The organism is Actinomadura luteofluorescens (assembly GCF_013409365.1).
Lineage (GTDB): Bacteria > Actinomycetota > Actinomycetes > Streptosporangiales > Streptosporangiaceae > Spirillospora > Spirillospora luteofluorescens.
Window position 1 is genome coordinate 1367141 of record NZ_JACCBA010000001.1, and the last position, 12252, is coordinate 1379392.

The following is a 12252-nucleotide window of genomic DNA, read 5'->3' on the forward strand; positions in this document are numbered from 1 at the left end:
GGTCATGTCGCGGCGTCCGGCCGTACGCCGCGCGATACTGGCGCCATGACAACCCCCGGCCACCCCCAGGAGCGTCCCACCGACTTCTTCATCAGCTACTCGCCGGCCGACGAGCGGTGGGCGTCCTGGATCGCCTGGCAGCTGGAGGCCGCCGGGCACCGCACGATGATGCAGGCGTGGGACTTCGTGCCCGGGACCAACTTCATCGACTACATGGACCGGGGCCTGTCGGAGGCCAAGGCCGTCGTGGCTGTGCTGTCGCGCAACTACCTGCGCTCGCGGTACGGGCGGCTGGAGTGGATGGCGGCGCTGCGGGCCGACCCGGACGACCCGGCGCGCAAGCTGGTCACGGTCCGCATCGAGGACTGCCCCATCGACGGCCTGCTCTCCACGATCACCTACGTGGACCTGGTGGGGGTGGACGACCCGGACGAGGCGCGGCGGCTGCTGATGCGGCGCATCCAGGAGGCCCTCGCCGGCCACGCGCGCCCCCTCGAAGGTCCTGGCTTCCCCGGAGCGGGGCGCGACCGCCCCGGGCCGCTTCCTGGTGGCCGGGAACCGCTGATGGGGCGTCTGGAGGAGGCTGACGGGCCCGGAGGCGGGCGGCCCGGGCCGACCGGGGAGCGGCCCGCCCGGCGCGCGCCCGTCGCCGCGCCCGCGTTCCCGGCCTCGGACGCCGGGCAGGAGCCGCGCGATCACCTGACCGTCCTGCACGTCTCCGGCCCCCGGTTCGGCCGGACGCTGGCCGAGCCCGGCGAGCCGACGACCGCGACCGAGCTGCAGGACCGGATCTGGAGCGATGTGACCCGGCTGGCCGACTCCGGCGTGCCGCGGCCCGACCTCCTCGTCGTCACCGGCGACATCACCCACTCGGGCAGCCGCAAGGAGTTCGCCGAGGCGCTGTCGTTCCTGACGAGCCTGCGCGCGCTGCTGGGCCTGGAGGCGCAGCGCGTCGTGCTGGTGCCGGGCACCCACGACGTCACCCGCGCGGCCTGCCAGGCGTACTTCTCCAGCTGCGAGGCCGACGACATCGAGCCCCAGCCGCCGTACTGGCCCAAGTGGCGGCACTACGCGGGGCTGTTCAAGGAGTTCTACCAGGGCATCGACGCGCTCATCTTCGACAGCGCCCAGCCGTGGACGCTGTTCCCCGTCCCCGACCTGAAGGTCGTGGTGGCCGGGCTCAACTCGACGCTGCCGCAGACCCACCGCGAGGAGGACCGCTACGGGCGCGTCGGCCAGGCGCAGGCCGCCTGGTTCAACCAGCGGCTGCGGCACTTCGAGGACGAGGGCTGGCTGCGGCTCGGCGCCATCGGGCACACGCCCATCGCGGGCGAGCCCGGCGCGCTGCGCGACCCCGAGACGGTGGAGGCGCTCCTCGCCGCCCACATCAACCTGTTCTTCCAGGGGACGGAGTCGGAGTACGGCGCCGTCCCCGTGCTGGCCAGTGGCGACGTCCCGTCCGTCCCGGCGCTGGGGCCCGGCCGGCACCAGCTCGTCGTCGTGCGCGCGGACGGGCTGGAGCGCTGGATCCCCGAGGACGCCGCGCGGCGCGGCCCGGAACGCCTCGAACGGTCCTGGACGGCCGTGGGCGGAACGTTCCCGCCGCCCCTGGCGCAGACCCCTCCGGCCCCTCCCGCCCCGGAACTCGGCCCCGGCGGGGACGGCACCGCCGACCCCGTCCCCGACCCCACGGGGCGCCTGCTCGACCGCCTGACGGAGGCGTGCGAGACGCGGTTCGAGCGCGCCACCATCCGGCGCGTCGTCCCGCCCGCGCGCGAGGACGGCCGCTCCGACCCGCCGCACCTGCTTCTCACCCACCTGGAGGACGGCTTCGTCCGCCAGTACCGCATCGGCGCCCACGTGGGGCAGGTGACCGCGGCGGACGTGGACGCGTTCGTGCGGCACGTCCACGCCGACGGCACCGACCACGGCTCGGAACTGGTGTACCTGGGTCCGGCCCCGGCACGGTCCCTGCGCGAAGACGCGCTGCGCCGGGGCATCCGGGTACGCAGCCTCACCGAGTTCCAGGGCCTGGTCGACCTGTCGGAGTACGTGGTCGCCCAGACGGGGCGGCTCTCCGCTGGCGGGCTCTACCCGCCGTCCCTGTACGTCCCGCAGCGCTACCGGGAGCTCGACCGGTTCCTCCCGGAGGGCGGCCCGGACGACGAGCGCCGGGCGGGGGCGGACGTCCACGACGACGTGGTCGGCGAGATGCTGCGGCTGTTGGCCGCCGACCACGGGCGGTTCCTGCTGCTGCTCGGCGACTTCGGGCGCGGCAAGACCTTCGCCCTGCGGGAACTGGCCCGCCGCATCCCGCAGGAGCTGCCGCACGTCGTCCCGATCCTCATCGAGCTGCGGGCGCTCGACAAGGCGCACTCGGTGGACGGCCTCGTCGCCGCGCACCTCGCCAACCACGGCGAGGAGCTCATCGACCTCAAGGCGTTCCACTACATGCTCCGCCAGGGCCGCATCGTCCTGCTCTTCGACGGCTTCGACGAGCTGGTGACGCGGATGACCTACGACCGGGCCGCCGACCACCTCGACACCCTGCTCCAGGCCGCCCAGGACAAGGCGAAGATCGTCGTGGCGAGCCGGACGCAGCACTTCAAGTCGCAGGCCCAGGTGCTGACCGCCCTCGGCGAGAAGGTCGGCGTGCTGCCGCACCGCCGCGTCCTCTCCCTGGAGGAGTTCACTCCCCCGCAGGTCCGCTCCTACCTGGTGAACCGGTACGGCGACGAGGGCGCGGCCGAGGACCGGCTGAGCCTGCTGGCGGGCATCGAGGAGCTGCTGGCGCTGACGTCCAACCCGCGGATGCTGTCGTTCATCGCCGACCTCCCCGAGGACCGGCTGCGCGCGGTCGCGCAGGCGCGCCGCGCCGTCAGCCCCGCCGACCTCTACCAGGAGATCCTGTCGTCCTGGCTCGCGTACGAGGCCGAGCGCGTCGGCGGCGCGGGCGGCCCGTCCGGCCTGGGCACCGACGACATGTGGCAGGCCGTGGGCACCCTCGCGCTACGCCTGTGGGAGGGCAACGAGCAGTTCCTGCGGCTCGCCGAGCTCGCCGACGTCTCCGACGCCCTCACCGGGCTCGCCGGGGGGCGGATGTCGCCGCACCAGGTGACCCACGCCGTCGGCGCCGGGAGCCTGCTCGTGCGCACGCCCGAGGGCCTGTTCGGCTTCATCCACACGTCCGTCATGGAATGGCTCGTCGCCCGGCACATCGCCGACGAGTTCGCCAAGGGCGAGGCACCGGCCGCCCTCGGCCGCCGTGCCCTGACCCAGCTCGCCGTCGACTTCCTGTGCGACCTCGCCGACACGCGCGCCTGCCAGGAGTGGACGGCCGGGGTGCTCGCCGACCCCGAGGCCGACGACATCGCCCGCGCCAACGCGATCCGCATCACGACGCGGCTGCGCACCCCCGCGCACACCGATCTGCGCGGCGCCCGCCTGCAGGGCGAGGACCTCTCCTACCGCGACCTCCAGGAGGTCGACCTCACCGGCGCCGACCTCACCGACGCCCAGCTCGTCGGCGCGAACCTCTCGCGCGCCGTCCTGCGGGACGCCTCGCTCGCCGGGGCCCGACTGGACGAGGCCACCCTGACCGGCGCCGACCTGCGCGGCGCCGACCTGTCCCGGGCCCGCCTCGCCCGCGCCGACCTGCGGGACGTCGCCGTGGAGGGCAGCCGCTGGACCCGCGCCGCCCTCGTCGACGCCGCCCTCCCCGACCACCTCGCGGCCGCCCCCGAACTGCGCGAGGCCGCCATCGCGCCGGGCCGCCCGATCGACATCCAGGTCGCGCCGGCCGCGGTGGGCGTCCCCTACGGCTTCCACTTCCAGACCAGCCGCCTCCCCCAGCCGCTCGCCTACAGCCCCGGAGGCTCCGTCCTGGCCGTCGGCAGCGAGGACGGCGGCGTCCTCATCTGCGACGCCGTGACGGGCACACCGCTGCGCAACCTCCAGGGCCACACCGACCGCGCCTACGCGGTCGCCTTCGACCGCGCCGGCGGCCTCCTGGCGAGCGGATCCGCCGACGGCTCCGTCCGGCTGTGGGACCTCGCCACCGGCCACACCACGCACACCTTCGCCGTCCACCCCGACGGCGTGTGGCCCCTGGTCGTCGGGGGACGCTCCCCGGCGGGCGACGACCTCGTCGCCGCCGGCGCCGCCGACGGGACCATCCGCGTGTGGGACACCGTGTCCGGCCTGCTCCTGCACGAGCTGCCCGGGCACACCGCCCCCGTCTACACCGCCGTGTTCGACCCCGCCGGCTCGCTCATGGTCACCGGCGACGCGGGCGGCACCCTGCGCGTCTGGGACCTCGCCACCGGCGCGCTGCGCCGCGAGCTGGCCGGCCACCACGGCGCGGTGTTCCGCGCCGTGTTCCACCCGGACGGCTCCCTGCTCGCCGCCGGGGACGAGGCGGGCGTCGTCCGGCTCTGGGACATCCGCACCGGCGAGATCCGCCAGGAGCTCCTCGGCCACACCGGCCGCGTCTACGCCATCGCGTTCCACCCCGACGGCGACCTCCTGGTCACCGGCGACACCGACGGGACCGTCCGCATCTGGGAGGACGGCCGGCAGCGCGGCGTCCTCACCGGCCACGGCGGCGGCATCTACCAGGCGGGCTTCAGCCCGGACGGGGGCCGGCTCGCCACCGCCGACAGCGCCGGGTCCGTCCGCCTGTGGGACCCGCGCACCGGCCGGCAGCGCCTCGAACTGGCCGGGCACCGCGGCGCCGTGTGGCCGTTCGCGTTCCGCCCGGACGGCGCCCAGCTCGCCACCAGCAGCAACGACGGCACGGCCCGGCTCTGGGACGCCGAGACCGGGCAGTGCCGCGTCGTGCTGCGCGGCCACGGCCGCCGCGTCACCGGCGTGGCGTTCAGCCCGGACGGCGGCCTGCTCGCCTCCAGCGGCAACGACGGCCTCGTCCGGCTCTGGGACCCGCGCTCCGGACGGATGATCCGCGAGCTGCGCGGTGTCGCCGACAACCTGACCTCCGCCGCGTTCAACACCCGCGACTCCCAGCTCGCCACCGCCACCAACGACGGCGGCGTCCACCTGTGGCAGGCCGGGACGGGCACGTTCGAACGCGAGCTGAACGTCGAGACCGACCACGTCTGGGCGCAGGCGTTCGCGCCGTCCGGGGACGTCCTCGCCACCGCCAACGACGACGACTCCGTCCGGCTCTGGTACTGGACGACCGGCCGCGAGACCGTCAACCTCGCCGACCACAGGGGCCGCGTCCGCTCCATCGACTTCCAGCCCGGCGGCGCCCTGGTCGCCACCGGCTGCGACGACGGCGTCGTCCGCCTCTGGAGCCCCCGCACGGGCGAACTCACCGCAGCCCTGCGCGGTCACGGCGACCGCGTCTACCAGGTGTCCTTCTCGCCGTCAGGGGAGAAGCTCGCCAGCGCCAGCAACGACGGGACCGTCCGCCTCTGGGACCCGTCCACCGGCGACCTCCTGCACACCCTCACCGAGCACGGCGGGCGCTTGTGGACGACCGCGTTCCACCCGTCCGGAGCGATGCTCGCCAGCGCGGGCGACGACATGGTCGTGCGCCTCTGGAACCCGTCCAACGGGCGGCTCCTGCACACCCTCACCGGCCACACCCGCCGCGTCTGGTCCGCGGCGTTCAGCCCGGACGGCTCCCTGCTCGCCACCGCGGGCGACGACGGCGCCATCATCCTGTGGGACGTCACCAACCGCGCCGCCCCCGCGCGCCGCGCCACCCTCCTCGGCCTCGCCGAGGGCTGGGCCGCCCTGGCCCCCGACGGCCGCTACAAGTGGGAGGGCAACGCCACCGCCGAGTTCTGGTACGCCGTGGGCATGTGCCGCTTCGAGCCGGGAGAACTGGACGCCTACCTCCCCGAAGTCCACCGCCTCCCCCTCGACGCCCCGTTCTAGCGTGCGGTGCGCTGGGCGAGGGTGGTCCAGAGGGTGTCGATCTGGGTCTTGAGGTCGGCGAGGGTGCCGGAGTTGTCGATGACGTGGGTGGCGACGGCGCGGCGGTCGGCGCGGGACGCCTGGTTGGACATGCGGGCGCGGGCGTCCTCCTCGGTCATGCCGCGGCGGGCGACGAGGCGGTCCAGCTGCACCTCCTCGGGCGCGTCCACGACGACGACCTCGTCGTACATGCCGGCCAGGCCGTTCTCCGCCAGGAGGGGGACGTCGTAGACGACGACCGCGTCCGCGGGGGCGGCGTCCATCAGCTCCTGCATCCGCTCCCCCACCAGCGGGTGGACGATCGCGTTCAGGGCGGCGAGCCGGTCCGGGTCGGTGAACACGATGCGGCCGACCTTCTCCCGGTCGAGGGCGCCGGACGGCAGCAGGACGTCCTCGCCGAACTCCGCCACTACGGCGGCCAGGCCCGGGGTGCCCGGCTCGACCACCTCGCGGGCGATCCTGTCGGCGTCGATGACGACCGCGCCGTGCTCGCGCAGCCGCTTCGACACCTCGCTCTTGCCGGAGCCGATCCCGCCGGTGAGTCCCACTTTCAGCACGGGACACACCCTAGCGGCGCGGCCGCTGAGGGCTTCGGGCGGCTAGGGGGTCCCGGCGGGGACGACGGCCTTGCGCATGTGCACGAGGGTGAGGTGCGCGGCGACGCGCTCCCGGTGCGTCTCGGAGTAGCCGAGCCCCCGGTACAGGCGCAGGTTCGCCTCGCTCAGGTGGCCGGTGAACAGCACGCACGCGTCGACGCGCCCGGCGATCTCGCTCTCCAGCTCCGTCATCAGGCGCCGCCCGATGCCCCGGCCCTGCAGGTCGGGGACGACGACGAGCCGCCCGACCAGGCACGTCCGATCGCTGAACTGGGCGCGGACGGCGCCGACGAGGCGGCCGTCCATGACCGCCTTCAACGCCACGGCGTCGCCGGACAGCACCCTGCGCAGCTGCTCGATCGACTCCACCAGTGGGGGGATGAACGGGTCGCCGTACAGCTGGGCCTCCGACACGTAGGCGGCCCGCTGGACGGTCATCATCTCCCCCGCGTCCCCGGGGGCCGCCCGCTCGATCGCGACCGTCTCGGCGCTCATGCGCACGACCCTAGCGGGCGCCCCCGGCGGCCGCTCACCGCCCGATCCGGACGGTGACCGCGACGGGGTAGTGGTCGGAGGCGTCGGACTCGGGCACGTCGTAGTCGGTGACGAGCACCCCGTCCGACCCGAACACCCAGTCGGTGCTGGTGCCGTCGGACCTGGTCGGGTACTGCTCGCCGCCGATCGCGGTGTTGCGCAGGTCGGTGCCGTCGGTCATCGCGGTCAGCTCCGGGCTGCCCGGGCCCGCGTTGAAGTCGCCGCCGATGATCGTGCGGGGGGCGCCGCCCCAGGCCCGCAGCAGCGCCGCGATCTCCCGGGCCCGCTCGCGGCCCTGGTCGTCGCCGCCCTCCAGGTGCGTCGACCACACGTCCACCGTGGTCCGGCCGACGGCGAGCCGCGCCCACACGTAGCCGCGGATCTGCGACCAGTCGCCCTTCGGCATCCGGCCCGTCCCGGAGCTGCGCACCGGCAGCGACGTCAGGATCGCGTTGCCGAACTGGCCGTCGGCGGCGGGCCCCCAGATCAGCTTCATGCCGAGCCGCCGCGACAGCCACACGGCGACGTCGGTGGTCCCGGACAGCAGCGACCCGCGCCCGGCCTCCTGCAGCAGGACGACCTGCGCGCGCTGCCCCTCGATGACGCGGGCGACGCCCTCGGGGTCGAGGCGCCCGGACTGGTTGACCGCGTCGTGGATGTTGTAGCTGAGCACCCGCACCTGGCCCCCGGCGGGCGCCGCCGGGGCCTCGCCGTCCGGCGCGGCCACGGTGAACACGAGGGTGCCGGCCAGCAGCACCAGCGCGGCGGCGCCGGCGGTGAGGGCCCGCAGCGGGGCGCGGGCGGGCAGCGGGCCGCCGCGCGCCGCGGCGATCGCCGCGAGCGCGCCGAGCGCGATGCCGGCGAGCCCGGGCAGCAGGTTGTTGGGGACCGGCAGCGGCGAGACCGCGCTGACCTGGTACGGGATGAGGATCGCGGCGACGAGCAGGCCGCCGAGCGCGGCGCCGGCGTCCACCCGCCAGACAGGCCCGCCGGTCCCGGCGCGGCGCAGCGGCGCGCGGCACGCCACGGCCAGCAGCCACGCCGACACCACCTGGCCGACGATCACGACGGGGACGACCTCGATGCCGGAGACGGCGTACGTCCCGGCGACGGCGCCAGCGCCGACGCCGAGGAGCGTCCCGCCGAGCACGCACACGCCGCCCGGCACGGCCCGCACCGCGAGCCCGGACGCGAGGAACGCCAGCGCCAGGCCCTGCCCGATGACGATCGCGACGTGCGCGCCGGTCAGCGACTGCCACCCGGACGAGGCGACGAACGCGGGGCTGGCGAGGACGAGGATCTGCAGCGCGAGGAACGGCCCGAACGCCGCGGCGCCGAGCGCGTCCCGCCAGGACACGCCGGGTGCGCTGACGGGCCCGGAGGCCAGCTCGCGGTAGAGCGCGGCGGCGCCGACGCCGACGAACGCCAGGCAGGCCAGCCAGGGGCCGATGCCGTCGCGCCACACCGGGTCCCAGGTGGCGAAGCACATCCGCACGGCGCCGTCGATGGACAGGCCCGCGACGGTGGCGGTGGCGAAGCCGACCCCCGACAGGCCGCGGGCGCCCTCGTACAGCGCCGCGACGGCGATCATGCCGATGGCGGTTCCGGCGAACGCGAGCCAGGTGCGCGGGTCGAGCGCCTGCGCGAGGAGCCGGACGGCGAACAGCCCGCCGACGCCGGCGAGCAGCAGCCCGCGTGGGCCGGCGAAGCGGCGGATCAGGGGGGAGGCGAACCCGGCGAGGTAGACCACGAGCACCGCTCCGGCGGCGGCCGCGGTCCCGGCCTCGTCGGCGAAGTGGTCGAGTTGCGGCAGCGAGAACCGCAGTGTCTGCGCCAGCACCGCGACGGTGACGGCGATCAGCGCGAGTCTGGCGGGGCCCTGCGGGACGATCGGGGGGCCGGCCGCGGCCGGGCCGCCGGTCCTGGTGCCTACGTCTGTGCTGGCCAATTGAACGACTGCTCCCGGGGGACGAGCGGACCTTCGGGACGTGCGGATGCTGCGGAGCGCCGCGGACCGGCGCGTGCCTGCACGGTCATGGTGGCGCAACCGCAGCACGGCCGGAGGCCGATCTCGAAAGATCGTTCTCCGGCCGTGTTCAGGGTCTCACCGGCCGCCGCGCGGGCCGCCGGAGCGGCCGCGCGCGGACGGCGCGTCGGCTGGGCGTCACTGCCCGCCGGAGAGCTTCTCCCGCAGTGCGGCGAGCGCCTCGTCGGTGGCCAGGGCGCCACCGCCGGACTCGCTCTCGCCGCCGCCGGAGTAGGAGGTCTCGCCGCTGCTCGCGGGCTCGGCGCCGGCCTCCGCCTCGGCCTTGCGGGCCTCCTCGATCTGCTTGCGGTGGGCGTCGAAGCGGCCGCGGGCCTCGGCGTACTGCCGCTCCCACGTCTCGCGCTGCTCGTCGAAGCCCTCCAGCCACTCGCCGGTGTCGGCGTCGAAGCCCTCGGGGTACTTGTAGTTGCCCTGGTCGTCGTACTCGGCCGGCATGCCGTACAGGGTCGGGTCGAAGTCCTCTTCCTCGATCCCCGCGGCGCCCTCGTTGGCCTGCTTGAGCGACAGGCTGATCCGGCGCCGGTCGAGGTCGATGTCGATGATCTTCACGAAGATCTCGTCGCCGACCTGGACGACCTGCTCGGGGATCTCCACGTGCCGCTCGGCCAGCTCGGAGATGTGCACCAGGCCCTCGATGCCCTCCTCGACGCGGACGAACGCGCCGAACGGCACCAGCTTGGTGACGCGGCCCGGGACGACCTGCCCGATCTGGTGGGTGCGGGCGAACTGCTGCCACGGGTCTTCCTGGGTCGCCTTGAGCGACAGGGAGACGCGCTCGCGCTCCATGTCGACGTCCAGGACCTCGACCGTGACCTCCTGGCCGACCTCGACGACCTCGGAGGGGTGGTCGATGTGCTTCCAGGACAGCTCGGAGACGTGCACCAGACCGTCGACGCCGCCGAGGTCGACGAACGCGCCGAAGTTGACGATCGAGGACACGACGCCCTTGCGGACCTGGCCCTTCTGCAGGGTGTTGAGGAAGGTCTGGCGGACCTCGCTCTGCGTCTGCTCCAGCCAGGCACGGCGGGACAGGACCACGTTGTTGCGGTTCTTGTCCAGCTCGATGATCTTGGCCTCGAGCTCGCGCCCGACGTAGGGCTGAAGGTCGCGGACCCGGCGCATCTCGACCAGCGACGCCGGCAGGAAGCCGCGCAGCCCGATGTCGAGGATGAGACCGCCCTTGACGACCTCGATGACCGTGCCGGTGACGATGCCGTCCTCGTCCTTGATCTTCTCGATCGTGCCCCAGGCGCGCTCGTACTGGGCGCGCTTCTTGGACAGGATCAGACGCCCCTCCTTGTCCTCCTTCTGGAGGACGAGGGCCTCGACGTGGTCTCCGGTGGAGACGACCTCGTTGGGGTCGACGTCGTGCTTGATGGACAGCTCGCGCGAGGGAATGACGCCCTCGGTCTTGTAGCCGATGTCGAGGAGGACCTCGTCACGATCGACCTTGACGACAGTGCCTTCGACAATGTCGCCGTCGTTGAAGTACTTGATGGTCTCGTCGATCGCGGCGAGGAAGGCTTCCTCGGACCCGATGTCGTTGACCGCTACCTGCGGGGTGGTCGAGGTGGCCTCGGTGCTGCTCGTCATGTGTCGGCTGGCTCCGGTACGGACATGGAAGTCGTGATGGGCATTGCGCGGAGGGCCGTTATCCGCCCTGCCGAAGACCGGAAGGGAACGCGGGCAACCGCGTAAGTGAACCGAACCGATGTCGCCGACCTGACCGAGCGCGAGCCTGCTCCGTCCGAAGCGCGCGCAGGCCCACAGCGCAGCGATCAGGATATGGGACCGAACTCCCGGGGTCAATCCGCCACCGGCGCCCGGCCTCAGTACGTCCGCGCGAAACCCCTGTACTGCTTGGCGAGCCGGTCCTCGGCCGCCTTGGGAAACGTCACCGTGTTCGGGTCCCCGTCCGATGTGTACCGCTCGCCGGGGTTCTTGTCGAGGTACTCGAGCCACGCCGTGGAGCAGTACTTGGTGCAGTCGTTCTCCTTGATCTTGCCTTCGGAGCGCACCCGGTCGATGTTCCACCGGTCGAAGTCGGCGTCGAACGGCGAGATCGACGGCCGCCACCCGGCCAGGAAGATCCCCTGGAAGGCGTACCGGCCGTCCTGCTTCTCGGCCCAGGCCTTCTTCTTCGGGACGGCCCCGAACGGGTACGCGAACGTGGTCGCGTGCGCCCCGGTGAGCCGGACGATCCGGTCCTCCATGTCGCCGATCTCCTTGTGCACGCCCTTCTCGGACATGCCCGACAGGCTCGGGTGGGACACGGTGTGGTTGCCGAGCTCGAACCCGTGCTGCTGGAGCCACCTCAGCCCTGCGGCGGCCTGCGTGTCGTCCATCCCGAACAGCTCCTTGTTCAGGTAGAACGTCGCGACCGGCCGGAACCCCGGGTTCTCCCGCGCGACCTGCTCGATGACCGCCACCGCCGTGTCGGGCGCCGGGTTGCCCTGCGGGTCCAGCCCGAAGTGCCCGGGCGTGCTGTCGTCGAACGTCAGCACCACGGGATGCCGCCCCGCCGGCACGTCGATCCGCCCGCTGACGAACTCGGCCGCGGTGATCGGGTAGTAGCCGTCCTTGGCGAGCCCGGTCAGCTCGTCGTACAGCTCCTTGCTCGAGCGGTCCAGCGACAGCTCGGGCTTCTTCATGATCCGGTGGTACATCAGCACCGGGATCTGCCCCAGCTCGTTCGCCTTGGCCGCGACCGCCGCGGCCGCCGCCGCGGGAATGGGCGTGGACACCGTCACGGAAGGCGTAGCGCTCCCCGATGCCCCCGGCGCCCCGGGCCCCGGCGTGATCCCCGCCTTGGCCGCCTGCGCGGTGGGCGTCACCTGGGACGCGGCTCCAGCGCGCTGCGCCACGTTCTCCTTGCCGCGCTCTTTCCGCCCCCCGGGAAGTGTCAGCCCCAGGATCACGGCGCAGACGACCACAACTCCAGCGATCTTGTGAAGGAGAGGCACATTACCCCCGCCGGTAGACCCGAACAGGACCAGGAGGACAGCGTACGACCCCCCGGACATCTAAGGACACCAACCGACGTACCCATATGACCCTTGCCCACCACCCCCGCCCCACCTCACATCAACCAAAGTCCGAAAACCCCCGGTAAAACGCGCCCACCCCCGAAAA

6 protein-coding genes are annotated in these 12252 nt (G+C 73.6%); 1 reads left to right on the plus strand and 5 read right to left on the minus strand.

Translation table 11 applies throughout. The features are described 5' to 3' along the window. Nucleotides 1–45 precede the first annotated feature (45 nt). Entirely contained in the window at nucleotides 46–5904 is a 5859-nt protein-coding gene (locus BJY14_RS06075; RefSeq protein WP_179842708.1) for a TIR domain-containing protein, read from the plus strand. On the opposite strand, the gene coaE is transcribed toward BJY14_RS06075, so the two are convergent. The 5 genes from coaE to BJY14_RS06100 form a co-directional block, all read right to left on the minus strand. Further along, nucleotides 5901–6500: a dephospho-CoA kinase gene (coaE, locus tag BJY14_RS06080; RefSeq protein ID WP_179842709.1), complete on the minus strand. Its 600-nt coding sequence runs from the start codon at nucleotides 6498–6500 to the stop codon at nucleotides 5901–5903. The two genes, BJY14_RS06075 and coaE, sit on opposite strands and share 4 nt — an antisense overlap. Before the next feature lie 42 nt (nucleotides 6501–6542). Then, on the minus strand, nucleotides 6543–7034 hold the full coding sequence (locus BJY14_RS06085; protein ID WP_179842710.1) for a GNAT family N-acetyltransferase: 492 nt from the start codon (nucleotides 7032–7034) through the stop codon (nucleotides 6543–6545). Nucleotides 7035–7068: 34 nt separating this feature from the next. Beyond that, a complete protein-coding gene (locus tag BJY14_RS06090) occupies nucleotides 7069–9021 on the minus strand; it encodes an endonuclease/exonuclease/phosphatase family protein (RefSeq protein ID WP_179842711.1) in 1953 nt (650 codons plus the stop codon). 216 nt (nucleotides 9022–9237) lie between these two features. Further along, a complete protein-coding gene (rpsA, locus tag BJY14_RS06095) occupies nucleotides 9238–10713 on the minus strand; it encodes a 30S ribosomal protein S1 (RefSeq protein WP_179842712.1) in 1476 nt (491 codons plus the stop codon). A 236-nt stretch (nucleotides 10714–10949) separates the two neighbouring features. Then, a complete protein-coding gene (locus BJY14_RS06100) occupies nucleotides 10950–11984 on the minus strand; it encodes a polysaccharide deacetylase family protein (protein ID WP_312879012.1) in 1035 nt (344 codons plus the stop codon). Between the last annotated feature and the right edge of the window lie 268 nt (nucleotides 11985–12252).